This is a genomic window from Bdellovibrio sp. NC01 (assembly GCF_006874625.1).
GTDB lineage: Bacteria > Bdellovibrionota > Bdellovibrionia > Bdellovibrionales > Bdellovibrionaceae > Bdellovibrio.
In genome coordinates, this window is record NZ_CP030034.1 from 2,153,121 (window position 1) to 2,179,607 (window position 26,487).

The window sequence follows — 26,487 nt, forward strand, 5'->3', positions numbered from 1 at the left end:
TCTTTTGCCAAAGGTAATTCTTTGGCTCTAGTTGTTTGAAACGAGATTTGATGCAAATGCTCAATCTTCACCCGTAATAATATAACACTAATTAGGATCGCTCGCCGGATGTTCCGCCAAAGAAATCCTGCCACGATACGATTTCAAAAAGTTCACCGTAGATCTTTGTTTCTTTAGATAAAAAATCAATCACCCAAGGTTTTGCTACCACATACAAAACTTTATCGAAGACGTTCACTTTGGTGTCCTTTGATCTCATCATCGATACGTACTTTTTTATTTTTGATTGATAAATGGCTTTGGTTTTTGTAGTCGCTTCTACTTCTAAGGCGATACGTTTTCCTTCAGGGGTTTTAAAAAGTCCGTCCGGAACGTTAGATAATAACAGACCGCCAGCTAAATCTTTGTTGGAGCGGAGTTTCTTATCAGAAATCCAAGAAGTGGCTGCGCGCTGGTTTTCTAATATAATTCTGGCTTCGATCACTTTCTTGTCGTGGTCGAAGGTGTGGTGGTCGATGCCTTTCACAGGTTTAGAGACGTCGGCTTCTGGTTTTACTTTTTCTAAGATGGAATATCCTTTAACGGTTCCAAGGTAGTATTTGCGGCGTTCGGAAAAGGAATGGATGGGTTTAAGGTAGCCAGCTTTTGAGAGTTGTTGGAGGCGTCTCACGGCCCACTCGTCGCTTTTCGCTGGTTCGTTGGATAAGGTAACTTTAAAAAATTTTTCGAATACGTCTTGGACAGTGGCGAACTTCATGTCCAAGACGTATTCGATAATTTGGTAATCTCGTTCGGATAGAATTACGGAACGAGATTTTATATTTTCTGGTTTTGGTTTTATGCCTGGGAAGTTTAGTTGTTTCAAAAACTCTCCTTTAAATACTAACTACTAATTTGGAAAAATGTTGGGGGCCGCTCCCTCGGTGGTATGGTTTTCACAGACTAGCGATACGCCTCGGAGGGAGGCTGCAATTAATCACCAGCTCTCGTAGGGAGCGGGTGATTAATTGCAGGCGGAGGGAGAGGCGGAGAGCTAGGATGTGGAAACCAGGGCCACATTCCTAGGGAGCGGCCCCCTCGCGTCATGGCTTCAAGGTGGGTGCCTTCATGGGGGCAGATTTTTTGAGCAATTTGTGGCTGGAAATCGGATGTTTGGATAAAAAAATCCCGGGAGGTTTTAAGTCCCGGGAAGAGTGAAAAGCATTGCTGTTTTTTGAGTATCACCGATGGTCCACCGGTGGTCCACGGCAGCTCAAAAAGGATCGAAAACGACCGAAATCATCCGAACTTAAAGATCACGTAAGTCGATATTATCATTAATATATTTTAAATATTTCGCGGGTTTATGATTTTAACCTCGTCGGGCTCATAACCCGAAGGTCGTAGGTTCAAATCCTGCCTCCGCAACCAATAAAGGCCTGATGGTAAACCATCGGGCCTTTTCCATTTTTACCCCTACAAAATCTTCGCGCGAGTCGCGAAACTGGTACGAAACAACGCCTCGTGTGCTTGAGTGTCTGGATCAAAACAGCAATCACGCACCAGATAGAGTTGATAGTCGGCGTCACTTGCCCACGCCACACTTGAAAACAGAACTCCACTGCTTGCGATGCCAGCCATCACAAGTGAATTAATTCCTCGAGCACGTAAATCTTGATCTAAAGTCGTTCCATAAAAAACGCTCGCTCGTGGGCAGGAGTAATGCCAATCCTGAGCTTCGGATTTTAAGACTGTTTGCGGGTTCGCTTCGCGAAAGATACCAGCCTTGCTAACGTTCAAAGTTAAAAGATTATTGGGATGAACGGCTTCATAGTTTGCACCGAAAGCAAGATTCGCAAAGACAACCTGACCACCCTTTTGTCGCCACATTTGCACCAGAGCATTCGCACGCTCAAGCATATCTTGAGGAAGATGATTTGCGAGCACTTTAAAAACATCCGCTTGATAATGCATCATCAACAACGCGGTCTTTTCCGTCTGGATATTTTCTAACTGAACCATAAATGCCTCTTTCCAATTCATAAACTTATTCTAGTTAATCCGAATGGAATCTCGCAATCAGATTCACCTTTGATAAGGCGAGTCGAATATTACCGATTTAATAATGGTAAACAAGACGCGAGAATAAATTTTATTGCGATCATCCCTCTCATTGAGTCCTTTTCTCTTAAACAAGAAGCAACCAAGACCGAGAAGAACTCTATGATCAGACTCGTACTTTTTTGTCTTTCATCTTGTATGGTTTCTTATGCTTTCGCGTCTCCGACAACGCTGACTTATCAAGGGCGCATTCTTGGGTCTGATGGTTCGCCACTAGAATACAATGACGTTAGTTTTCTTTTCGAAATCAAATCTGAAGACGGACTTTGTGTTTATTATCGCGAGCAGAAAAATGGCGTCAACATGACCAACTCAAAAGGTGTGTTTGATGTTCCACTAGGAACCGGCACACAGCTGTTCCCAACTTCTGGAAGCGTCGGACTAAAAGATATTTTCGATAATACAAAAACATTGGATTGTGCCGACGCAAACAATAACGTCGCAAGCAGCAAGGGTCCTGTTGTGAATCAATCACGCAGATTGACCGTGAAATTTCACGACGGCATTGGGTGGAATCTGATTTCTCCGGACAATGAGATTCGCTCTGTGCCCTATTCATTGTTTGCGGCAACCGCGGCGAAATTAGGCAGCTATTCGGCGACCGATTTTGTGCGCACAAATATTTTACCAGCGACAGCGTGCAGCGCTGGACAGGTGGTGTTTTTTAACGGCAGCTCTTTCACCTGCGTGACGGATGCTGGCGGCACTGGTGTTATTGCAGACGTCGTGGCTGGCACTGGAATTAACGTCACGGGCACAACAACAAAAACAGTCTCTGCAAATTTCGGAACAACAGCTGGAACTATTGCCCAAGGAAATGATTCACGCATCACAGGTGCATTTCAATCTTCAACAGCACTGGGCGGAGATCTGACAGGAACACTTCCGAATCCCACAGTCGCCAAAGTTCAGGGTGTCGCCGTCGCAACAACAGCTCCACAAACAGGTCAGGTCTATCGCTTCAGTGGAACTGAACTTGAGCCCATCTATTTCGGAGTCGATGATTTAAAAACTTCGACGGGACTTTCACAATTTTCTTCTGCTTGCACAAGTTCGCAAACGTTGACTTGGTCCGCAGTGACAGATGCCTTTACGTGCACAAACATCGCAGGTCTAGACGCCGCCGCGATTGCAACAGGTACAATTCCCGCAGCACGACTGCCATCTTCAGTTGTTCTACCAGAAATCGCGGCACCGTCGGTATCTGGAACGAATGAGGGAACGATTTATTTTGATTCCACTGCGAAGAAATTTAAAGTCTCACAAAGTGGCTCGGCTTACGTTGATCTTATTGGTGGAGTCACGTATCCACTTTTAGGTAGCAGTGGTACAGCGAGCGCCCCGACTTATTCATTCACGAGCACGCCATCGACAGGTATGTACAGCCCTAACAACAACCAAATTGCTTTTGCAACAGGTGGCACGCAGAGATTGAGGATCCAAGATAACTCTATCTATTTAGGAAGTATGGGCAGCGGCAACTCGACCCCTGGGGAATTCCGCTTTGATTCACGCTATTATGGCCCAACAAGCTCATGGGGAACAGGGAGATTCACCGTCTCTGTCTCGCAAAATCAAACTGCAGCTGGCAGCATCTCCATGCCCGCCATGGGTGTTGATAACACTATTAGTGGATCCTACACGCAAGGTGGCGAGCAAGGTGCTGTGTCTGGCATCGGAACGGTGACCAACACGGCAGGCTTCACCGGAACTTCTTATGGCGTCATGGGGCGAGTGAACCCTGGCATTGGAGCCGCAAACATCACGGGACTACAAACCGCTCTGTGGGGAAGAATTGAAATTAATGGTCAAGCCGGCCTTCCCACTTCAGATAAAATGAATGCGGTGACAGCGCAAGTTTCTTTAGTCGGTGTTGCTGCCGGTGGTTCTACTATTACCGAAGCGAATGCCATAGAAATTAAGGCTTCAACGACGGCCTATGACTCTATTACAACATACACTGGCATCAGACTTCGCGCGCCCACAGGTGCTGGTACGATTACTACTAAATATGCTTTTACCACGGAGCCTAATTCAGGAAACGTCGGTATCGAAACGACGACGCCGCAATACACGCTTGATGTGAATGGCAGTTTCCGTTCTACTTCAAATGCCTCCTCGTGGTCGGATATTCGTGCGAAGAAAAATATCGAAGAGATTCCTGAAGCACTTAAGAAGGTCTCGCAACTTCGTGGTGTGACTTTTGATTGGCGTACAGAGGAATTCCCAGATCAGAAATTTAAAACGACTCGCGATATGGGCGTGATTGCGCAAGAAGTGGAAAAAGTATTTCCTGAAGCCGTGCAAACTGCGAATGACGGATATAAATCCGTTTCTTACTCAGAGCTTGTGGCGCCACTGATCAATGCCGTTAAAGAACTTTACGGCATATACCTGGGGCATGATGAACAGCTTCGTAAATTGGCTTCGGAAAATGAAGGCCTTAAACAAAAGAATGCAGATCTTGAAGAACGTCTGAATCGCTTAGAAAAAGCAATTAACAACAAATAGCATAAATTTCCTAAGCGAATGCTTTCTTTAAGCGCTGTTGAGCCAACCATATCTCAAGATTATGTCGTGCCGTGATGTCCCGAATATAAATTTCCGAAGTTGGATTGTCAGGATTTGGATTTAAGCTGTGATGATATTCTTCGAACACAATAAATCCGTTCGGAAACAGATAAGAATTTCGAATCAATGCTCGCTTTAAATTCATACGAAACACGAGTTCCCAGCGTTCCACCGCAGAGCCTTCCAGAACATAAGGCTGAATATCAATTTGTGCTGCAGAAGCGCCAACAAGCTTTGCCAAATTATCTGATAAGTTCGCGGTCGTGCCTTTTAACTGTGCGCTCAATTCTGACGTCGGAAGATCGAGGCGATCTTTGGCGATCAAACGCTCGGCCAATTGCAAATCTTGATCTGAAGATTGTGTTTGCAGATTGAGATCACGAAATTGCATCTGCTCATTTGCAGTCGCAAGATCTCCGATCGAAAGATTTTCAGAATCAGTCACTCGTATTAAGGACGATAACGAAATATCTAAGACTTTCGAAATTCGCGAAAGAGTTTCAAGCCGAGGCTCGACCTCCCCCAGTTCAAGTCTTTGGTAATTCCGACTTGAGACCCCCAAGGATTCTGCCATGTCGATTTGTGAAAGGCCTTTTTGGCGACGATAGAAACGAAGAATATAACCAATTTTTTTAATAGCACAAAATTCCATAAAACTATCTTATTAAGATTCCCTGAAATCTCTGGTCTAAAACTTAAGACACCTAATCATTCTAGGCCTTTCCCGTACTATCGCCCACGCCAACATTGGCGCAATCGTGAATGAGATTTCACTCGCCCTCATATTTACCCTATGAAGGCGATGAAGGTTCTTATTTACTTAAGAAAGATGGGCATTCGCTTCGGGCGAATGCCCCGTGTTTCGTAATGGAATTTCTGACTCGAGATTTCTATATTCACGGAAATACCACTGCACGATTTTGCGAAGTGTATCACCATGACCGCGCGACCAATCCCGTTGTAATTCGCAAGCTAGCGCTAAAGCAGTGATTGGTTTTGCTCCGGCTTGAATCATGCGTTCCATCGCTGAATCGTGGGAAGTCTTCGTCACTCCACCGATGGCATCGACCACCACATAAACTTCATAGCCCTCTTTGATGGCATCTAACGTTGGGTACGCTACGCACACCTCTGTCCACAGGCCCGCGATGATTATTTTTTTTCGGCCCGTCGCTTTGATCGCAGAGTGGAAATCTGCATCTTCCCAGGAATTCAGAGTTGTACGATCAATTTCTTCAATATCACCGAGCTCTGCTTTGAGTTCCGGGGTTGTAGCCGCATTCACACCCATCTGCACCCCCACTGTCGTTAAGACCGTGGGCACAGCGAACGCCTTCGCAATTTTACCCAGAGCCACGATATTCAACATCATCTGCTCTTTACTGCCGGAATGGAGTCCATGAAACTGCTCTGGCTGGTAATCGATAAAGGCAAAAACGGAATTTTGCGGGGTTAACAAACTGTCGTTTTTAGGATCACGAATAGGAGTCGATTGCGCCATAATCTGCCCTTTTTGGTTGGTTTTAATTCAACGTTAAAGCACTTATAGGAATAGGGAAGCTCGGATATGATCGATTTGCTGGCAGGCACATTAAAAAACCAGATATTTTTTCCCTTTTCCCCCTATCTAGTCAGATTTCCCCTTTCAGGTTGTCCCCGACACTGGTAAAAAAGGCCATGGAAAATAAGAACTTAAAGCGCCCTGAACTGTTACTTCCCGTTGGTACTAAAGACATGGCTTTGGCAGCAATCCATAACGGAGCCGATGCGATCTTTATGGGAGTTCCCGGTTTTAATGCCCGTGGGCGCAGTCACGATTTCCAAATCGAAGAAGTTAAAGACATCATCGACACTTGTCATCTTCACGGCGTGAAGGTGAACCTTGCATTCAACATTTTAATTTTCCAAAACGAACTGCAAAGTGCTGTTGAAGTTTTAGAAAAAATTCTTCCGCTTAAACCCGACGCCTTCATCGTTCAAGACCTTGGCTTGGTGCAATTGATTCGTCAAATGGCACCATGGCAGCGCATTCATGCTTCTACACAAATGAGTGTCACAAATGCAGAAGCCATCACATGGTTAGACGATTTGGGCATTCAACGTTTCGTTCTAGCGCGTGAAAATTCAATTAAAGAAATTCAAGCTATCAAACAAAACACGACGAAAGAAATCGAAGTGTTTGTGCACGGAGCTTTGTGCGTAAGCTATTCTGGCCAATGCTTTACATCTGAAGGTATCGGCGGTCGTTCTGCCAATCGTGGTCAGTGTGCACAAAGCTGCCGTTTCACTTACGAAATGCATGTCGACGGCGAGAAAAAAGATCTTAACGGAAAGTCATTCCTGGTTTCTCCGCAAGATCTTTGCGGTATCAACGAAGTCCCGCAATTGCTTGAAGCCGGTGTGGACTGCTTCAAAGTCGAAGGTCGTCTTAAAACTCCTGAATACGTTGCCACTGCTGCACGCAGTTTCGACGAAGCGATTGAAGCAGCCCAAGCGGGCCAAGATCTTTCAAAGGCCATCCTTCTTAAAAAACAAATGGGTTCCGCATTCTCTCGCGGATTTTATAGTGGTTGGTTCCATGGTGTAAATCACCAAGAACTTGTTGAAGGCACATTCAGCTCACACCGTGGTTTTGAATTCGGCAAGATCAAACGCGTGAACGAAAATTCTCTTGAAGTGGATTTGACTGACATGACCATCCTTCAAGGTCTTAAAGCTGATTTCATTAAGCCTGGTGATGGTATTCTTTGGGTCTACGCAGATAAAAATGGCAAGAGCGTTGAAAAAGGCGGCTTCGTCTTTGCGGTGAAGTCTTTGTCAGCTCGTCGCTTTGAATTGGAATTCTCGCGCGATATCGTGATGGATGAAGTCTTCAATGGCGCCCGCGTATTCTACAATCACGACAAAGACCTTAAGCGTGATGTTTCTTTGAGTGTTGAAGACAAACAAAGAAAAAAACGTCTGCCCGTTTCTATTCGTGCTGAAGCCTCTTTGGGTAAACCTTTAACTGTGACTTACACAGATGGCAAATATACGGTTTCAGCTTCATCAGAAAATATTTGCGAGGCTGCTAAGAACAAAGGCTTGAATGCCGCAGATCTACAAGAAGAGCTTTTTGCTTTGATGGGTAGCCCCTTCCGTGGCGAAAGCTTTGAATGCCACATTGATCCTGCAACACCTTTATTTTTACCAAACCGCCAAGTTAAAGAATTACGTCAGCAGTTGGTAAAAGAACTGACAGACTTGCGTATTCAAAATGGGACGACTCCTGTTTTGCCGACATTGACAGAAACAATGTCGTGGATCAATGCGAAGAAGATCGAAGGATCATCTAAGCCTGGCGTTAAATTGAATCTTCTATTGCGCGATAAAGGCCAAGTTGAAGACGTCGCCAATGCTGTGAAATCAGGACAATTGATTGCCACTGATATCAATCTTGCAATCTTGGATTTTGAATTCGGTCTAGACTTCGAACCAAGCTTGAAAGCTTTGAAAGAACAAAACTTCAAAGTGGGTATTGCGACGACTCGTATTTTAAAACCTAACGAACATCGCAATGTGAAACATCTGTTGAACTTAAATCCCGATGCTATCTTGGCTCGTAACTTGGGCGCGGTTCAATACCTGCAAGCCAACAACTACCAAGGCCAAATCCTTGGTGACTTTAGCTTGAACGTCGCAAACCACCTGACGGCGAAATATCTTTTGGATAAAGGCATTTCAAGTCTTTGCTTGGGTTACGACCTGAATCACCTGCAAGTCAGTGAATTGATTCAAGCTGGCCAAGCAGAGCGCTTTGAAGTCACTGCTTACCAATACATGCCAAGCTTCCACATGGAGCACTGTGTGTTCGCGGCCTTCCTAAGCAAAGGTTCAAGCTTTAAAGACTGTGGTAAGCCTTGTGAAAAACACGACGTCAAATTGAAAGACCAATTCGGCAACTGGCACCAAATCAAACCAGACCAAGAGTGTCGCAATACGATGTACAATGGCACATCGCAATCAGCCGCTCGTTACGTTAAAGAGTGGGAATCATTCGGTCTTGGCTTTATTCGTTATGAAGCTCTGAAAGAGCGTGGTGCTGAATTGATAACGAAAATCCAAGCTCACTTGGAATTCATTAACGGTAAAAAAGATTTAGATTCGTTGATCAAAGATCTTGGCGACGTTGAAAGCTATGGTCTTTCTGAAAGCCATTTCCAACGCGAAAAAGAATATCAAAGCAGAAAAAGATTCGTTCCGACTTCTGTGACACCAAAATAGAAGTCAGAACTTTCAAATTAAGATTTCGGAGAGTATTTGGATTTCAAATACTTTTCGAATTCACGCAACAAAGAGTTCATAACACCCTTTAGAAGCTCTTCGAACTGCGGGTCCTGGGGTTGTCCCTCGCCCATACCCATCTTCATAAAATCAGCGACAATCTGCTCTTCACGTTCGGCATTGAAGAATGGCAGACCTTGCTCTTGTTTGATCTTCCAAATCGCCATTGTAAGCTCGCGACGGCGCAACAACAATGCGTGAAGGTCTTTGTGGATCTGATCAATTTCTTGGCGAAGCTCTGGAATATTACTCACAGTGAGGATCCTTCTTTAGTCCAAACGGAATAGCGCAAATTTCAAATAACGAAGTTCTTCCATCGCTAAAGGGTAAGGATGATCGACCGGCTGTCCACCTTGATAAATCAACGTCCCCTTTTTACGAGCGCGTGAAAAAGCCTCCTGACAGATCTCCATGAATACTTTTGTAGAGATGTGGCTTGAGCACGAACTTGCCGCAAACAGACCTTCCTGATTTACCAGTTTAATGGAATTCGAGAAGACTTTCGCGTAAGCGGCCTTCGCTTGCTCCACTGATTTTTCATTGGGCGCAAAGCTTGGTGGATCTGTGATAACCAGATCGTAGCGTTTCTTTTCAGTATTCAATTGCTCAAGATAAGCAAAGGCATCTGTCGCGATATCGTGATGAACCGTTTGTAGATTATTGATTTCAAAATTGCGTTCAACCGCTTGGATCGCCACTTTAGCGATATCAACGCTGGTCACTTCTTTTGCGCCACCTTTAGCAGCGAAAATTGAAAACCCACCTGTGTAGCTGAAAAGATTTAAAACAGTCTTATCCTTCGCGAAGGACTGAATCATTTTTCGGTTATCGCGTTGATCAAGGAAGAATCCTGTTTTTGCGGCATCACGGATATTCGAAGCGAATAGCACGCCGTTTTCCAAGAACTGAACCTCTGGAGCAAGCGTCCCAATGATGTTCGTCCCCTTCTCATCAGCGTCATTACGGCGTTTAAGATAAACGCATTTGATTTGCGGGAACGATTCCTGGATTTGCTCGGCAATAGCTTGCGCGTTCCAAGTCTTTTCCATGATCGGATGATCGTGTTTAATCACCGCTGTGTCGTTGTAAATATCAACGATCAAACCTGGGAAGCCATCGCCCTCCCCGTTAATCAAACGAAATGAGTTCGTAACAGAAAGATCGAAAGTTTTACGGATGGCCACCGCTTTACGCCACTGGCTTTCAAAATAAAGTTCCAAAGTGCGCTTCATGTTGTTGCGTCTAAAGATCGGCTCCTCAGCCAAAACCAAAACGCGGAAACGCAATTGAGTATCGCTTTGCCAAATACCCAAGGCCAAGGTTTCACCCTTATAGTTCAAAAGATGAATGCCCGACTTTAAAGAACGACCCTCATCGAAACAATTCGCGAAAATCCAGCGGTGCCCCTGCCTAAGGTGCTTAGTCACGTCACGCTTAAGTTCGATCGTTTGAGGGTCTTGAAAAGCAATAGGGGCAGATTTCATTAGCGGGTCTCCAGAGAGTGAATATTTAAGCTAATTTACGCTCGGCCACAAGAGGTTCTGCGGGCCTTCCAGGGCCTTGAGAAATTTACATCACTTGCGGTGTTTTTAGGGCTCATTATTTGACTCACAGATCATTCTCGCCGACTCTCTGAACGACCCTATTTCCATTTGGAGTGCCCTTTGAGTCAGAAACAGCTTGATCAGAAATTTTGGCAAAATTTTGCAAAGAATCATTGGGAAAAGAAGCCCCTAGTTTTGAAAAATGTGAAGTCTGGCTTATTGGAAATGGGTGATGCCGAAATCTTCAATCTTTTGGTTCTTTACAGCGACCGCTGCCGCGAACTTAACGATCCTACCGGCTTTAAATTCTATATCGATGGCTTTAAGGCCGAGGCCGAAGACGTCCTGCAAGTTCTGCCCGAAAAAGAGGACACATCTTTATTGGGTTATCACGAGCGCATGAAGTCTTTATTTTCTGATTACTGCTTGGTTTGCGACGAACTTTTGCAAGTGAATGGTAAAAAACAGCACCTGCTGACTGAATTCACAAACGAACTTTATCGTCATGTCGGATTTCCAAATCGTTTTTCAGAAATTGGTCTTTACTTAGGCAACTACCGCAAAACTCCATTTGGAGTTCACGTTGACTCCTGCGGAGTCTTCAGTTTTCCAGTGGTTGGCGTGAAACGTTTCAGGCTCTGGACCTCGGCTTACGCTAAGAAAAATCCAGCACTCGACCGCGCCTTTAAATATGACAAACACAAAAAAGCTTCGCAGCTTTTGGAAGTGAAGCCCGGTGATATTTCTTACTGGCCATCATCGGCTTGGCATATCGCGGAATCAGATGGCTCGTTTAGCGCGACCTGGAGCTTAGGCGTATGGGTCGATCAACCGCACAAAGAGCTCGTTGCACAATCCTTGAATGATCTTTTGGATGCAAAGCTCGGTATCGCGGGTGCCCGTGTGACAACTCCGTTTAAAACTTTGCATGAAAAATCAGGCGAAGTGACGGAGTTGCCTGAGGCTTACGAACAATCCATCGCCCTGCTGAAAAATCTTTCTACTTCAGAACTTCAGGAAACCTTCTTAAAGTCCTGGATGAAGCATATTTCTCTGCAAGGATTTAAGAACATCCCGCGCGTGAATATGAAGCTGTCATTGAAATCGAAAGTTCGCTTGCGCAGTGAAAAATCATTAATATTATGGCAGCAAAGTCTGACTAAAAAAGATAAATTCTTTTTTAGTTTCGGCGGAGTCGTGGTTGAAAGTTCAAAAGCTCAAGGTCTTCTTAAACTCGTGAAGGCCCTGAACAACGGTGACACGGTTGTGATCGGTGAGTTTTTAAAAGGTGCCGAAGCAAAACAGGATCTTCACGCTTTGCAAAGCCTCACGGATGCTGGCGCCCTCAGTACCGCAAAATAATCTAGATGTAGATCCACACAGCAATAAGCGTAAAAACAATTGGCAGAATGAAAGTCAACCCAAGGACCATCATCGCTTTTTTGCGGCTTTCTAGATTTTCCTGTTCTAAGTTTTCTTCAGGACTCATGACTCTCCCTTGTGATGTTGGAGTGAATAAACCAAGAACACGGACCTTTTTCAAGGAAGCATATTGCTGCACTCACAAAGCTTCTTACTTAAAACCTTTGATGCATGAAGTTAAAGGCGGCGCTGCCTCTGAATTTTCGATAAAGTAAGAGGTTAGAGGTTCTTTATGCAACAAGGTCCAAAAGGCGAAAATAAATTCACTCCACCAACAGATGTTAAGTCTGTTCTTAGCATGTTCAAAAAGCCAAAGAAAGTTGTTGTTACGGCAGGCATGCCTTACGCAAACGGTCCTTTACACTTGGGCCACTTGGCTGGCGCCCATGTTCCAGCGGACATCTATGCACGTTGGATGCGTATGTTGATCGGTGGCGAAAATGTTTTATTCGTGAACGGTAACGACGATCACGGTTCAACAAGCGAAGTGGCGGCAGTTAAAGCTGGCAAAACAATTCGCGAATTCATCGATACAATTCATGAACAACAAAAAGACACTCTAAAAAAATATTCAATTCAAACGGATATCTTCACAGGCACATCACGCCCGGAAACATATCCAGCGCACGAAGCATATTCACAAGATTTCTTGCGTCGTTTGTTTAACAACGGTCTGCTTGAAAAACGCATCACTAAGCAATGGTACGATTCAAAAATGAATCGTTTCCTACAAGACCGCTTTGTTCGCGGCACATGCCCGAACTGTGGCAATACCGAGGCGTATTCTGATGAATGCGACGTGTGTGGTGCCCAATATGATCCGACAACATTGAAAGATCCACGCAGTCAGTTGAGCGACGCAATTCCTGAATTGCGTGATACGGCTCACTGGTGGTTGGACATGTGGAAAGTCGCTGATCCATTGAAAACATGGATTGAGACAAAACAAAAAGCATGGCGTGCGGCTGTTGTACAAGAAGTGACAAACACTGTTTTGATCGGCTGCCGTTTTGAAAACGTGCACGAACCTAAATACAAAGAAATCAAAGACACTTTACCAAAACATAAATCTCGTTATGTCGCTGGTAAAAAAGTCGAATGTCTTTTCGATTCAAAAGCGGATCTTGCAAAAGGCCAAGAGGTTTTGGAAGCCGCAGGCATTCCTTCTGTAGAAACGAAGAACTGGGCCGCTCGTCCGATCACGCGTGACGTGTCTTGGGGTATTCCCGTTCCTGCAGAATTAGACCCAGACATGAAGGGTAAAACTCTTTACGTATGGCCGGATTCATTGATTGCACCGATCGTATTCACGCAAGTGGCGTTGAAGCAATCTGGTCGCAATCCCGAACAATACAAAGACTTCTGGTGTGATCCTGAAGCCACAGTTGTGCAGTTCCTAGGACAAGACAACGTGTTCTTCTATGTGATCATGCAAGGTTCAATGTGGTTGGGTCACAAAAACAATCCCCTTGAGTTGCCACAAAAAGGCGATTTGCAAATGACTGAAATTTTAAGCTGCTATCACTTGATGGTAAACGGCGAAAAAATGAGTAAGTCGAAGGGCAACTTCTACACTGGCGACCAGTTGGTAGAGATGGGGTATTCTCCAGATCAAGTTCGTTATTTCTTGGCGCTATTAAGCTTGCCAGTGAAATCTTCAAACTTCGATTTCGAGCACTTCGCTGAAAGAAATAAATTCTTGGCTGGTCCAATGAATGCCGCTTTCGAAAAGCCAATCTCTGCATGTCACTCAAAATACGGTGGCAAAGTTCCAGAAGGTAAATTGATCGGCAAAGTTGAAGCTGAAACTGTGAAGCTGGTGCAAATGTATTTGCGCTCTATGCAAAAAGGCGATTATGCGATTTTATTGGGCCAAGTGGAAAACTATGCCCGTCAGATCAACTCGCTCTTTACGCAGTTCAAGCCGCACGACGACCGTGCGCCTGAAGCGGAAAGAAAAGATGCTTTGTACACATGCTTCTATGTATTGAAGAACTTAATGATTATGTTGGCACCATTCGTTCCTTCAACAATGGAAGAGCTACGTAAATCATTGAATCTACCAGCAGACGTTTTCCGCGCTGAAGAACTGGGCACAGGCATTCCGGCTGGTCATGTTATCAACCCTAAAGGCGTGTACTTCCCTGCTGTTCCTGAAGCGACTGAAAATACGTAGGTTTATAATTCCAATAGTTTACTTTTTAAAGAGCACTGCTGATCCCAGTGCTCTTTTTTTATTACATTCAGCGCAGCTTTCTAAACTCTAATCCTCGAGCTCTTGTTTTACCTTCGTTATTTTTCTAGAACCTCATGCACCGAGGATTCTATGAAAATTATATTTATGAGCGTTTTATTTTTTTGTACTTCAGTATTCGCACAATCTACTCCACCGCATGATGAAATCGATGAGCGCATTCAAGCAAACTTTGACTGGATCAATGCGCGCGCCAATCAAAGAGACTTCGTACCAAAAAGAGCTGACGAATCTGCCATTGTTAAAGTCCAGTTAGTAGATGCTGACGGCACTTTCCGAGTTTTTGGATTTTCGGAACAAGAAATTCTTAAAATGAATGGCGACGACCATGGGGGTGCGTGTACGTCCCGCCACAATCACGACGATATTGCCAACCGTTGGTGCCATGCCTCTATTGTAAAGGTCGTAGATGCGGCATTACGCTCTATTGGCGTACCTCCACTGATTGCAGCCTCTGCGGCGGCTTCCATCTTTGTTTTTAAAGAATACGCTTACGATCTACATCCGTCCCATGCAGATCTCGTCGCCGTGGCCGATCAGAATATTTACTCGTCTGATGATCTTAGCATCTCGTTCACTCTTTTTGGTGATGGCTCCCCTTTTATCGTATTACGTAAAAGATTTTAGCTTATTGTTTTTTCTGCGCTTGTTCGCTAACCCTTTTACCAAAAGAGATTGCATAAGCTGGTGAACGGAAGCGCAGGATTTGGTCATCTGAGGGAGCGATTCCTTCAGCCAAATTGTTGGGATCGTAGTTAATAAGATCGCAATTGCTCGATCCATTACCGCTGGTTTTCTTAATCGTTAACATGCCCAACTGAACTTTCTTATGCTCGCCTTTCCATTCGACTGTGGGATCAGTCAAGCTATCGCCGTCTTTGGCAAGAATAGCTTCCATTTTCCACGTGACGGGGCCTTTTTTAAGTTCTTCTTCTAAAGTTTTAGATAAGAAGTCTGCGGATTTTGCCTTCGCTTGATCGACAGTTAAAAAATGATTTCCTTGATCTGAAATGAAATTCCAGCGCACAAATTGCTCTTTGCCTTTTTTATTCGTGAATTTAAATGCGTGAAGACTGTGATAATCCACTGTCGCGTAACTTTGTGGCACGCCGAAGTCCTTAATAAAAGCAAAGAACGGTGCCGACTCGGGATGCTTTTCTTTAAAAGCCGCGACTTGCTCCGGTGTTTTGACCTTTAATAATTCAAGAAATGCTTCAGGTGTGTTTACGGAAAATAACGGCACATCTAACATCGACATGTTTGAACTCGCACCTTTACTTGGACGAAACTGCATTGCAAAACCACGCGGCATCGGAGCGTTATCTGGTGAATTTGGATTTGGTCCTGGATTCGAGAATCTACCTATGACTTCAACTGCCGAAGCAGAAAAGATATTTGAGGAACTCAGTTCGCGCGCTTCCTTGGTCCCTTTAAAAATTCCCTCGACACACAAACCCTTTGCGTGATTTCTGCGAAAACCGGTGTGACTGCCATTCGCTTCCATTTGATTCACAATATCGACGGGGGATACTTTGGCGTCAGAGGATGATTTTACCTCGGTGGCAAAAACTGAAAAAGAAAGAAGACCTATTGAACACGAAAATAAAAGACGCGACACCATTGGAACCTCCACAATAAGGTTCATTAAAGCATTTATGGTATCCGTCGAGCATCTTATTCAGCGATAGCTGGGGCAAGACTGCTTATCAGCAAAGAGATTTGCTGTCTGTTGCGCTTAAGCAGCTTTGGGAGCTGTGCGCTCCCGTTTACCTGCTACAAATGTATTTAAAGTCAGAACGTCAGATTCGACATTCATGGCCTGACCTCTGATTTCACCTGAAGCCGCCGCGATTTGTTCCGCAGCCGCTGCATTACTTTGTGAAGATTGATCAAGATTCGCCATGGCCTGGTTCACTTGGCTTAAGCCGGCATTTTGCTGATGACTTGCTTCTGCAATTTGTCCGTTAAGATCAGAAACCTGCTTTACGGATTGCACGATATCAGAAAGAACAACGCCAGAACGATCCGCGATCTTTGAACCATTTTCGATTTCAGCAACACTCTTACCGATAAGTTGTGAAATATCTTTCGCCGCAAGTGACGAACGATGCGCAAGACCCCGGACCGCCTCCGCGACCACGGCAAAGCCTTTACCTTGTTCTCCGGCACGAGCTGCCTCGACCGCCGCATTTAAAGCCAACAAATTTGTTTGAAAGGCGATATCGTCAATAACGTTAATAATTTCTTCGATCTTCTTAGACGATTCCGAAATACTTTGCATAGAGCTGATAAGAAGTTTGATTTCAACTTCCCCACGCTCTGCAGATTTGTAGGAGTCATCTGAAAGTGTGGCCGCTCTTTGTGCATTTTCAGAATTAGTTCTTACCATTGAATTGATTTCTTCCAAGGAAGCCACTGTTTCTTCAAGCGATGCGGCCGCAGAAGTCGAATTCTTAGACAGTGAATCACCGGCTTGCGAAAGTTGTTCGATGGATTCACGCACATCTTTACCTGTTGTCATGAGATGTTCAGCAATATTTGAGATATTACGAACGATACTTTCAGACATTAAGAATGTAATGACCCATAAAATCACGCTTGAAATAATAGAAGTCCAAAGATTCGCTTGTTTTAATTCCGAATGATTTTGTTGAGTACGAATGCTTTCTTCGGCGCCGACCTTGTTGTAATAGGCCATGACCTTTTCACAATAAGTGCTCAACGACGTTCCAAGCTCTAGGTATCTGTGATCCATTAAGCTTGTCGCCTGATCGATACTTTCCTGCGAGCCTTCTTTAATCAGTTGCGCAATTTTATAAAAAGTCGCTTTGTATTCGGGAAGCATTGCTTTTACTGCAGGGAATTCGTTTTTTTCAAATTCAACGAATGGTGTTTTTTCGTAATCATCCAAACTCTTTTCTAAGATCTTGAACTCCGCAATGGATTTATCAACCGCCGCAATTCGTTTATCAGAATCTTTCGCATGAACGACTGCCGACCAAAACCACTGACGTGATGCATTTCTTGATTTACGAATTTCACCAACCGCTTGCACAGTCGGAATAACATTTTTAGTTAGGTCTTGAATCGACGCACTCATACGATCTGCCCGATTGAATGTTAACCATGTTCCCACTGCTGAAAAAACCAATGGCAAACAAGCCAACAGCAAAAGCTTACCGCGAATACCAGAGAACAACTTTTGAAACATACCGCAACTCTCCTGATGCCCTGATATCGGCATTCTAAAAATTAACTACCAGGAACATATGTTCTTATTTCGGAAGAATAATAAAATCCGACCCCGGTGTTGAGGGTTGAAAGTCTAGCGATTCACTTGTTTCCATGCAGTCCCAAGAGAAACTATGGAAAAAATCTCGTGTCGCGAAATTGCAAAGTTGGCAGCTGAAGAAGTAGAAAATCCATAAATTCGAATTTCTCCATTTAAAGTAATAAGTCCTTCTTCACTGGACTTCCAACTGAAGGGCTTTTATTGCCCCCGACCTTAACCTTATCTTTACGTCATTTAACTGTCTCATTCTGAGAATCTGGACAATTTCCCTCGTATTTACTCGATAAACTCTCTTGAGAATCAATAAGTTAGCCGAAATATAGAGTATGAGTTTTGGGCGTCTATTGAACGTATTTGTATTAACCATTTCTTTATTGGGTTACTCACTTAGTGAGGCATCCAATAAGTCTTTGACGTATCAAGGACGCATTCTAAAGTCTGATGGTTCGCCACTCGAATTCAATAATGTCAGCTTCATTTTTCAAGTTTTAAATCCAAGTGGTTCCTGCGTTCTTTATCAAGAGCAAGTCACGGGCTACAACATGGTGAATTCCGGTGGTGTGTTCGATGTCACGATTGGTGGCGGAACAATTAACTTCCCACTGACTGCTAGCTTTTCAATTCTGGACTCATTTAATAACTCAGGCCCGTATACTTGTGGATCTTGTTCTGGTTATACGTGCACGAATGGTTCTAGCACTTACAATCCCCTTGCGGATGATGGACGTGTCTTAAGAGTGCAATTCCATGATGGCTCGGGTTGGAAAACAATCTCTCCAGATAATATTATTCGTTCGGTTCCTTATGCGGCGTATTCTTTGAGTGCGCAAAAATTAGGAACGAATGATGTCACCGACTTTGTTCTGAAAAACGAAGTCAACAGTAATACAAATTGCGACAGCGGTAACTTCCTTACTTGGAATGCGACGACAAAATCATTTGGTTGCTCCGGTGTGTCTGGCGCAAGTGGTGGTACAGTTACGAACGTTGCCTCTTCGAACTCTTATATAACAATTACCAATGGTTCTGCGAATGCATCTCTGACTTTGAATGTCGGAACTGTTGCGAATACGGTCGCTGCTGGTAATGATCCACGCATCGTGAATGCGATTCAATCTGGTGCGACAGCAAGTGGTGATCTTGGCGGCACTTACCCAGGTCCTTCTGTTATCGCCCTTCGTGGAGTTGGAATTTCAGCAACGACTCCAACGTCAGGACAATTCTTCAAATTCAATGGTACGAACTGGACTCCGGCTGCTATTGCGATAAGTGACGTTACAAACTTAACGACAACACTATCGGGATATCAAACAACTTCTGCATTTAATACGGCAGTTGGTTCTGCAAATTGTGCTGCTTATGAAACTCCTTATTGGAATTCAGTTGCGGGTAAATTCTTGTGTCAGGCAATCAATGTATCACTAGCTGGTGATGTCAGTGGAACTATCGGTGCTGCATCTGTAGATAAAATTAAAGGCTATGACATTGATTTGTCGACGGCTCCAACAAATGGCCAAGTCTTAAAATACAATGGCACAAAATGGATTGCTGGTAGTGATAACAATGGCGGCGGGACTGTGACTTCAGTTTCTGCTTCAGCACCGTTATCGGTCACGAATGGTTCAACGACGCCTGCGATTTCAATTTCACAAGCGACGACTTCGACGAATGGTTATTTGTCTTCTGCTGATTGGAATACTTTTAATTCTAAGCAAGCTGCGGGCAGCTACATCACTGCTTTAACTGGCGATGTAACAGCGAGTGGTCCTGGTTCTGCAGCGTCTACAGTAGCCAAACTTCAGGGTTCAACACTGACTTTAACTGCGCCTGCAAATAAAGATTATTTGAAATTCAACGGCACTGCTTTTGTGAATTCACCTTTAACTGCGAGTGACTTAAGCGGAACTATTCCAGCGGCGAATCTTCCTGCATTCACAGGTGATGTGACTTCTTCAGCCGGATCAACGGTGTTAACGTTAGCAGCCGCTGGCACTGCTGGAACCTACTATAAAGTGACAACGGATTCTAAAGGTCGCGTTACTTCGGGTGCTGCTTCTTTAGTTGCCGCTGACATTCCAGCGCTCGATTGGTCGAAAATCACGACCGGCAAACCGAATTCGTTAAGTGGTTACGGAATTAATGACCCGTTAGTTTCAAATGCTGGTGGTACGCCTTCAATTCAAACAGGTCTTGATGCTTCAAAACCAGGAACACCTTCAGCGGGTGCAATTTACTTTGCGACCGATTCAAAAGTTATTTATCAATATAACGGTGGTACTTGGGTTTCAATCGCTTCTGCGAGTGGATCAGGTGGTACGATCACAGGTGTGACCGCTGGCACCGGTTTATCTGGCGGTGGTACAACTGGTTCAGTGACATTGAATCTTGCAAATACGGCGGTGACAGCGGGTTCTTATACTCGTGCTACGATCACAGTGGATGCGCAAGGCCGTATCACTTCAGCGGCGAATGGTGCTGCTATCGATTTAACTTCGGGTGTGACAAATATTTTACCTATCGCAAATGGTGGTACGGGGGCTTCGACCGCACTGGGTGCGATCAATGCGTTGTCTCCGTTAACGACAAAGGGCGATATCTTAGTTCGCGATGCCACAAATAACATCCGCTTGCCAGTCGGTACAAATGCGCAAGTTTTGTCGGCTGATTCCACGCAAGCAAGTGGTTTGAAATGGATTACTCCAACGAACGGAACTGTGACGAATGTTACTGGTACTTTGCCCATCGTCGTTGCAACGGGCACGACGACTCCGGCGATCAGTGTGAATGCTGCAACAACATCCGCTCAAGGTGTGGTGCAAGTGGGTTCTGGTATCGCGGTCTCTTCGGGAACGATCTCCGCTGATCCAGCAAACTTCCCTTCTGCGGTTCCTGTTTCTAAAGGTGGTACGGGCGCCACAACGATGACAGCGAATCGCTTAGTTGCTTCTGACGGAACAGGTTCTTCCTACATTCCATTTAATTGCGGTGTTGGACAAACGATTAGCTTTAATGCCAGTGGTGTGGCTGGTTGTTCGACGTATACAGCTGCCGGAATGTTCATCAATGGCGGCAATAGTTTTGCTGCAGCCGCAACTCTTGGAACAACGGATAATAATAACTTGTCGTTCATCACGAATAACACATCCCGCATGACGATTTTAAATAGTGGCAACGTTGGTATCAATACAACAAACCCGGGTGCAAATCTTCATGTCGTTGGTGCCGCAGCATTTGAAAATAACACTGCGACTTCAAGTGGTCCGACGTTTAGTTTTTGGAAAAATCGCAACTACGCCGCTGTTAATAACAATGACGAGTTAGGTTTTATTTCCTTTTATGGTCATGATGGTACGGGCACATATCGTTCATCTTATATTGCTTCTCATGCAGAGGGCGCTCCTGCAAGTGGCACTCATACAGTTAAAGGTCGTTTAGAGTTTTATACAACCGGCGCTGGCGCAAGTGATTCGACAGAAAGAATGCGCATTGATTCGTCTGGCAACATCGGTATTGGAACGACCTCACCCACTGCTCCACTGACAGTCTTTGGTGGTGGTTTGTTTGGTGATAAAACCACAATGCCTTCTGACTTCAGCACGATTGAAACAAACACTTATTTGAACGCAGTATACAATCAAACGGCTACAGCAGCTGGGACTTTTGGTGCATTCGGTTCTTGGATGCGCATTACTCCAGCAGCCAACTCTTCACAAACTTCGCAGGCTCTTTCTGGTGGTCTTTCTTACAACGTCCCTTCCGGTGTTACAGTTAGTGGCACTGGTTCAGCACTGTGGTTAAGTGCCGTTCGCAATCGCTACAATGGCAATACCGACAGTGGTACCGTATCGAACTTGCAGGGCATCACTTTGAATTACGGTAATGAAGCTTACGTTGCGGGACAGACGCCACAAACGACAAACGCCTACGGCATCACGATTAATCCAGAGATTCAGACTGGTACAATTACGAACATGTATGACCTTTATCTGAACACTAAAGCTACCGGCGGAACTGTCACAAACAAATACAGTATCTATCAAGCAGACACAGGCTCATCAAATTTCTTTAATGGCAAAACGGGCATAGGAACGACGGCACCCGCTTATCTATTGGATATCCGCAACAATACAGCTGTGGGTCAGGTGCACATTTCAGGAACTGGAAATGACGACGGTGCTTACTTGTTAGCAACTGCAGGTGGAGCTTACTTAAGCTCGCAAACTGCTTATAACGGCACAAACTGGATTGCTAAATCTACAGCCGCGAACGTAATTACCCAAGATGCAAATGGTATTTATTTTTTCAGCAATACCGGATTAACTGCGGGCTCGTCTTATACTCCTACGGTACGAGTCGCGATTTCAAATGCAGGAAATCTTGGAATCAATACAACGACAAATCCAACGCCTGGAAACTCCAACGGCATGCTCAATATCATGGCGAACACAGGTTGGGATGGCCTCAACATCAAAAGTAATGCTACAAATAACCTAATAAATCTTTGGAACGTCAGTAACGCCAATGGCGTGATCTCATTCTACACTGGCGCTAGCCAAACCCAAGTAGGTTCGATCTCTACAAATGCTACCAATACGGCCTACAATACCTCTTCAGATCGCCGTATGAAGGAAAACATTGTCGATACGTCTTTCAGCCTTGTTGATCTTTTAAAAATCAAAGTTCATGACTATAACTACATCATCGATAAAGATAAAACCAAGGTCACAGGCTTCATCGCGCAGGAGCTTTACAAAGTCTTCCCTTACGCAGTTACTACCAATGGCGATGATGGTGAAGGACCTTTAAAAAAGAAACAGCCATGGTCGATCGATTACGGCAAACTGACTCCACTTTTGGTGAAATCAATTCAAGATCTGAAAACCGAAAAAGATGCCGAGATTCACAGTTTGCGCTCTGAAAACGCTGAGCTTAAGAAAGAAAACGCAGAGATCAAAGCCCGCCTTGAGCGTATCGAACGCGCTATAAGCTCTATTAAAGAGAAATAGGCCCTATTCCGTCACGGGGCTCGATAAAATATACTTTCCTTAGGCGTTCTAAAATCAATTTTCTGTAATGTAGCAGTCCCGGCTTTTATTTTTCGGCTGAAGTCGCTATATTCCCGCTCCGAATCCAAGGAGCAACCTGTGTTAAAATTGACCGCTTCATTTCTGATGTTATTTTTGTTTAGTGCAACTAGTTTCGCCGTCGATACTTCTGGTTGCTCTCCCCTTTCCGAAAAAACTTTGGTGTTAACAACAGCGCAAGGTAAAGAACTCACGGCAACATTGTTCCAACCACAATCTTCTTGGTGCTGGAACGCTGGTGAAAGTAAATTGCGTTTGATCTATAAATGGACTCAAGTGAATTCAGCTCAAGCGGGTTCGGCGACTTTCTGGATGAGAATCAATGAAATGGAAGCGATCTTGCCTGCTCAAACACAATGCGTGCACGCGGAAGCCATTGGTTATGAGAAAAACACAAGCGGCGAACAAGTTTACTTATGTGCTGCGTTTGCAGAAATCGCGGCTCCGGCGACAAAGGTTCAACTGGAAGTTGCTCCAGTGGTTAACGGCAACTGGGACACCGCTGGTTACGAAAAAAATTATCTGTTTAATTTCTAAATGCTGAAGGCACTCGCAAAAGTGCCTTTTTTATTTCACGATATCTTATTGAACGTCAAAGATAGGATTTGGCACCATCAAACGTGGGAACGGCACGACCGCATTTAAGGTCGTATCATATTGGAATACCAAGTTCCCGATCGCAAACAGCGCATACGGCGCAATCACAGAGCCCCTGAACGTGCCTGCGTAGCGCGAATGCACGGCCTTAGCATTGACCCTGAAATGATTGAATGTCGTTGATCTACGGATGGTATTAATCGTCGCTGAGCCATACAGTGACGTATCCTCGGCCCACGAACCATTCCAGCTCCAACCATAATTTGCATAGTTGGCCATTTGCCAGCCTGAATTATAACGACACATCGACTCGTAAGCGCTAATCATGTTCGTCAGAGTATTTGTAGCTGAATTATAAACAATCGGAGTCGCATCATAGTGATTATAGCCCGTCACAACCCCACGCCAGTTCGCAAAGATCTGGTCGGCATAGGCACACTTCACAGAATCGACCGAAGCATCGCACGCCGTATAGTTACCGTTCGAGACATAGTGCGCATCTAAATAAGCAGCATGCCCCGGATGAAGTGGACAGCGCATGTACTCTAGCGAGCCACTATCTCCACCATTGCTTTTAATAGTTGTTGCGCCTTCAACCGCATCACGCAATCCCGATGGATTTGCAGCGTTCACGATTTTTGAAGCTTCCAATGCAAACGCATCGCCACCACGCTGATACTTAATATCATACATGTTCACACCCATATACAGATTGCGTGAGCTTGTAATTTGCAACGTCGGCGAACTTGTACCACCTAAATAGGTAATGGCATTGGCGCGATCAGTTTCAATAAATACACTGCCAGCGACGTAAATAGAACAACCCACATCGTCAGTTTGAATGTCTGGATTTTTCAAATACAACGTACCGCTGATAATAATACTTCCATAACAGACGATCGTGCCGTTGTTTTTAACAAAGTTCCCGTTACCAAGGTTTACGATCTGTAGACCACTTAAACCCGGTTTCGAATTTGGACCTTTAAATACATAAGCCACTGTCGAAGCATTTAAAGAGGAATCTAACGCAATAATTTCTGCATCCGACGGCGCACGAATCGTGATCGAGGATTTGGTTTGAATACCTCCTAACAAACGATTCGAAGGCAACGCCGCTGGTTGTGCCACAGGCGTTGGATCCACTTTCGCATAACCATCAGAATCGGTGATGATACCGCCCCAATAGTCTGTGATAACCGGATAATAGTTCCAGGCGTTTAGTAAGAATGTTTTCAAATTAATCGGAGCTGAGTTTGGATTTCCCGTCGCTTGCTTAATAAAGTTTTTATCCGTGACTGTAATGTCAGGCATATACAAAGAACCCGTCACAGAAAAGCCATAAGTATTATTCAAAGTATGCTGAATATGCGAGTTCGCAAGCGGTGTCATTCCCAAGATTGAAGAAGCATTGTTATAACTTGTTTTCGCAACCCCAAAATCCGAAACGATATCGGCCTGCACATTCGCATGACACAACAAACAAGATAGCGGCGTACTTGCAACAAGTGCTGGATACATGCTCATCACATAGTTATCGACGTGAACGTTAAATGTCTTCGAAACGTTGCTGACACCATCAGAGACATACAGTGTGACTTGCGTCACATCTGATACAAGCGCGTGTGCACTTCCCATTTGCAGCGCAAGCGTTCCGTTATTCCCCGTGATATCGCAGCTTGCAACATCAACGTAATAAGTATCAGCACTGCTTGCCCAGCAAGTTAAATTCTGAGGATCAGGGAAAGTCGCATTACCACCAGGATTCGCAGTGAACGACACATCGAAAACTGCATTAGCGAAACATTTGTTACCACATTTTTCGGCGACGGTGCCATTTGTACCTGGCCATGCCGTAATCGCAGGAACTTCATCGACAAAATCAACACTGACAGCCATCTCTTTAGTGATGATGTGCGGAGTGGGGCTGACTTGATCGGCAAACTGAACTTTTATGTTACACGGACCGCCGTTATAAGAAGTCGCACCATCTTTATTAAAATAATGAGCTGTCGGCGTGAATGAAAACTCTCCTGTGGAAGCATCAATTTGCACCGAGCCATAGTCAGAACATTTTGGTGAGGTTGCCGCTACAAGCGAATACGCGCCACCACCCTCTTCATCAGAAACCACATCAGCATCCGCAGCCAATGTCGTTTGCGAAGAGTTGCGATTTAAAGAGTTCGCGATCGGAATCGTTAAGCTTGGGGTAACGGTATCCAGAGTAACACTGATCGTGTTACTTTGTGCAACGTTACCCGCTTCATCGCGAACCCACATGTTGATCGTATGCGCGCCGTCACCTGTTAGTGTCGTTGTGTTTACACCAGCTGCACAACTGACCCATGCCGCATCGCCAATTGCTGGAGCGACTCCACCATCTGGGATAAATGCCACTTGATAGAATGAATCAGGGTTTTGATTTGCATCCACGCACGATGAAACATTAATCGCGATAGGATTGTCTTCGATAGATCCATTTACCAGTGAAATCGTTGGCACCGATGGCGCTGTGCGATCCAAATGATAAGCTAGTGGATATGGATAACAATAAATGTTTCCTGCGGCGTCTTCCGATTTCAAACTCCACGCATAATCACCGTCAGTCGTTAAAGCTGTGGCCGGAGTTAAGCTGTAATCACCCGTCGTTTTATCCGCTTTCGTATCCGCCAACACCGGTCCTGAACATGTGATTGAATTATATAAAGTTAAAATTGCTTCAGGCTCGGTATTACCTTTAATAATGGGCGACGTCGAAAAACTTACGTTTTGCGGATCGAAATCAAGTGTATTAATCGTTGGAATAATGTCGTCAAAATGAACTTCAAACGTTGTTGAGGCTTCACTTTCCTCTCCACGTTTACCAAGAGCGGCTCCTTGAGGAAGTCTTAACGAAACAACGCCTTGCCCTTGTGGAGTCAGGGTCACTTCATAAGTTTTACTGTCGATAGCAGTGACTTGCGCAAGCGTGGCATTTGTTAGATCAAAATCATCTGACTTCAACACGTCAGGTGGACGATTGAAGGTAAGAACGACTTTAATAGTTGGGTTGTTCGTGAAATAGGCGGGACTTCCTGCAGATTTCAATGCAGGCACCAGCTCTGTGGCATGCACATCGCCGGAAATAGTACATCCTGACAATCCAAAGGAAAGTCCAAGAGACAGCAATAAGGTTACGTACAGGTTTATACAAGTGTTCATAAAGCGTTCCGATAATTTTGTATCGGCATATCCCGCTCTAATTATATATTGAAGGCCATCAAATTCTATTCAAAGCGAATGCTCAAAATGAGTCACTCTAAA

Annotated in this window: 17 protein-coding genes; 7 read left to right on the forward strand and 10 right to left on the reverse strand. The window is 44.6% G+C overall.

What is annotated here, in order from left to right:
- Window positions 1–91: 91 nt before the first annotated feature.
- Window positions 92–865, reverse strand: a complete 774-nt coding sequence (locus DOE51_RS10360) for a replication-relaxation family protein (RefSeq protein ID WP_142696494.1) — start codon at window positions 863–865, stop codon at window positions 92–94.
- Window positions 866–1,455: 590 nt separating this feature from the next.
- Window positions 1,456–2,022, reverse strand: coding sequence for a cysteine hydrolase family protein (locus DOE51_RS10370; protein WP_246845028.1), 567 nt, complete (start codon window positions 2,020–2,022; stop codon window positions 1,456–1,458).
- 180 nt (window positions 2,023–2,202) lie between these two features.
- Here DOE51_RS10370 and DOE51_RS10375 point away from each other — a divergent pair, with 180 nt between their 5' ends.
- Window positions 2,203–4,611 carry a tail fiber domain-containing protein gene (locus tag DOE51_RS10375; RefSeq protein WP_246845029.1) on the forward strand — a complete coding sequence of 803 codons (2,409 nt, stop codon included), beginning with the start codon at window positions 2,203–2,205 and terminating at the stop codon, window positions 4,609–4,611.
- 10 nt (window positions 4,612–4,621) lie between these two features.
- On the opposite strand, the gene DOE51_RS10380 is transcribed toward DOE51_RS10375, so the two are convergent.
- Together DOE51_RS10380 and DOE51_RS10385 are read right to left on the reverse strand one after the other, a co-directional pair.
- Window positions 4,622–5,323, reverse strand: coding sequence for a helix-turn-helix domain-containing protein (locus DOE51_RS10380; protein ID WP_142696495.1), 702 nt, complete (start codon window positions 5,321–5,323; stop codon window positions 4,622–4,624).
- Window positions 5,324–5,491: 168 nt separating this feature from the next.
- Entirely contained in the window at window positions 5,492–6,172 is a 681-nt protein-coding gene (locus DOE51_RS10385; protein WP_142696496.1) for a hydrolase, read from the reverse strand.
- 176 nt (window positions 6,173–6,348) lie between these two features.
- On the opposite strand from DOE51_RS10385, the gene DOE51_RS10390 reads away from it, so the two are divergent.
- Complete coding sequence (locus tag DOE51_RS10390) at window positions 6,349–8,934, forward strand: U32 family peptidase (protein ID WP_142696497.1); 2,586 nt, start codon at window positions 6,349–6,351, stop codon at window positions 8,932–8,934.
- Between the two features lie 17 nt (window positions 8,935–8,951).
- Here DOE51_RS10390 and DOE51_RS10395 read toward each other — a convergent pair whose 3' ends face one another.
- The gene (locus DOE51_RS10395) at window positions 8,952–9,248 is read right to left on the reverse strand and encodes a chorismate mutase (RefSeq protein ID WP_142696498.1); all 297 of its coding nucleotides are present in this window, start codon (window positions 9,246–9,248) and stop codon (window positions 8,952–8,954) included.
- 15 nt (window positions 9,249–9,263) lie between these two features.
- Window positions 9,264–10,478 (reverse strand): class I SAM-dependent rRNA methyltransferase, encoded by a 1,215-nt coding sequence (locus tag DOE51_RS10400; protein ID WP_142696499.1) that lies wholly within the window; start codon window positions 10,476–10,478, stop codon window positions 9,264–9,266.
- Between the two features lie 180 nt (window positions 10,479–10,658).
- On the opposite strand from DOE51_RS10400, the gene DOE51_RS10405 reads away from it, so the two are divergent.
- The gene (locus DOE51_RS10405) at window positions 10,659–11,900 is read left to right on the forward strand and encodes a cupin domain-containing protein (RefSeq protein WP_246845030.1); all 1,242 of its coding nucleotides are present in this window, start codon (window positions 10,659–10,661) and stop codon (window positions 11,898–11,900) included.
- A 1-nt stretch (window position 11,901) separates the two neighbouring features.
- Here the strand turns inward: DOE51_RS10405 and DOE51_RS10410 are convergent, their stop codons facing one another.
- A complete protein-coding gene (locus tag DOE51_RS10410) occupies window positions 11,902–12,081 on the reverse strand; it encodes a hypothetical protein (RefSeq protein WP_142696501.1) in 180 nt (59 codons plus the stop codon).
- Between the two features lie 111 nt (window positions 12,082–12,192).
- Between DOE51_RS10410 and DOE51_RS10415 the strand changes: the two genes are divergently transcribed.
- A complete protein-coding gene (locus DOE51_RS10415; protein ID WP_142696502.1) occupies window positions 12,193–14,136 on the forward strand; it encodes a methionine--tRNA ligase in 1,944 nt (647 codons plus the stop codon).
- Window positions 14,137–14,301: 165 nt separating this feature from the next.
- On the forward strand, window positions 14,302–14,841 hold the full coding sequence (locus DOE51_RS10420) for a hypothetical protein (RefSeq protein ID WP_142696503.1): 540 nt from the start codon (window positions 14,302–14,304) through the stop codon (window positions 14,839–14,841).
- A gap of 1 nt (window position 14,842) precedes the next feature.
- Here the strand turns inward: DOE51_RS10420 and DOE51_RS10425 are convergent, their stop codons facing one another.
- Window positions 14,843–15,859 (reverse strand): catalase family peroxidase, encoded by a 1,017-nt coding sequence (locus DOE51_RS10425; RefSeq protein WP_142696504.1) that lies wholly within the window; start codon window positions 15,857–15,859, stop codon window positions 14,843–14,845.
- A 90-nt stretch (window positions 15,860–15,949) separates the two neighbouring features.
- Window positions 15,950–17,425 (reverse strand): methyl-accepting chemotaxis protein, encoded by a 1,476-nt coding sequence (locus DOE51_RS10430; protein ID WP_168196424.1) that lies wholly within the window; start codon window positions 17,423–17,425, stop codon window positions 15,950–15,952.
- Between the two features lie 407 nt (window positions 17,426–17,832).
- Here DOE51_RS10430 and DOE51_RS10435 point away from each other — a divergent pair, with 407 nt between their 5' ends.
- Both DOE51_RS10435 and DOE51_RS10440 read left to right on the forward strand, forming a co-directional pair.
- Entirely contained in the window at window positions 17,833–22,512 is a 4,680-nt protein-coding gene (locus DOE51_RS10435; protein WP_142696506.1) for a tail fiber domain-containing protein, read from the forward strand.
- Between the two features lie 138 nt (window positions 22,513–22,650).
- Window positions 22,651–23,127, forward strand: coding sequence for a hypothetical protein (locus DOE51_RS10440; protein WP_142696507.1), 477 nt, complete (start codon window positions 22,651–22,653; stop codon window positions 23,125–23,127).
- A 45-nt stretch (window positions 23,128–23,172) separates the two neighbouring features.
- Here DOE51_RS10440 and DOE51_RS10445 read toward each other — a convergent pair whose 3' ends face one another.
- The gene (locus DOE51_RS10445; RefSeq protein ID WP_142696508.1) at window positions 23,173–26,385 is read right to left on the reverse strand and encodes an Ig-like domain-containing protein; all 3,213 of its coding nucleotides are present in this window, start codon (window positions 26,383–26,385) and stop codon (window positions 23,173–23,175) included.
- Window positions 26,386–26,487 lie beyond the last annotated feature (102 nt).

Coding starts and splice junctions, on each gene's coding strand:
- DOE51_RS10375 (WP_246845029.1), top strand. CDS start 2,203: ATGATCAGACTCGTACTTTTTTGTCTTTCATCTTGTATGGTTTCTTAT.
- DOE51_RS10430 (WP_168196424.1), bottom strand. CDS start 17,425: ATGTTTCAAAAGTTGTTCTCTGGTATTCGCGGTAAGCTTTTGCTGTTG.
- DOE51_RS10400 (WP_142696499.1), bottom strand. CDS start 10,478: ATGAAATCTGCCCCTATTGCTTTTCAAGACCCTCAAACGATCGAACTT.
- DOE51_RS10370 (WP_246845028.1), bottom strand. CDS start 2,022: ATGAATTGGAAAGAGGCATTTATGGTTCAGTTAGAAAATATCCAGACG.
- DOE51_RS10420 (WP_142696503.1), top strand. CDS start 14,302: ATGAGCGTTTTATTTTTTTGTACTTCAGTATTCGCACAATCTACTCCA.
- DOE51_RS10380 (WP_142696495.1), bottom strand. CDS start 5,323: ATGGAATTTTGTGCTATTAAAAAAATTGGTTATATTCTTCGTTTCTAT.
- DOE51_RS10445 (WP_142696508.1), bottom strand. CDS start 26,385: ATGAACACTTGTATAAACCTGTACGTAACCTTATTGCTGTCTCTTGGA.
- DOE51_RS10385 (WP_142696496.1), bottom strand. CDS start 6,172: ATGGCGCAATCGACTCCTATTCGTGATCCTAAAAACGACAGTTTGTTA.
- DOE51_RS10390 (WP_142696497.1), top strand. CDS start 6,349: ATGGAAAATAAGAACTTAAAGCGCCCTGAACTGTTACTTCCCGTTGGT.
- DOE51_RS10435 (WP_142696506.1), top strand. CDS start 17,833: ATGAGTTTTGGGCGTCTATTGAACGTATTTGTATTAACCATTTCTTTA.
- DOE51_RS10415 (WP_142696502.1), top strand. CDS start 12,193: ATGCAACAAGGTCCAAAAGGCGAAAATAAATTCACTCCACCAACAGAT.
- DOE51_RS10425 (WP_142696504.1), bottom strand. CDS start 15,859: ATGAACCTTATTGTGGAGGTTCCAATGGTGTCGCGTCTTTTATTTTCG.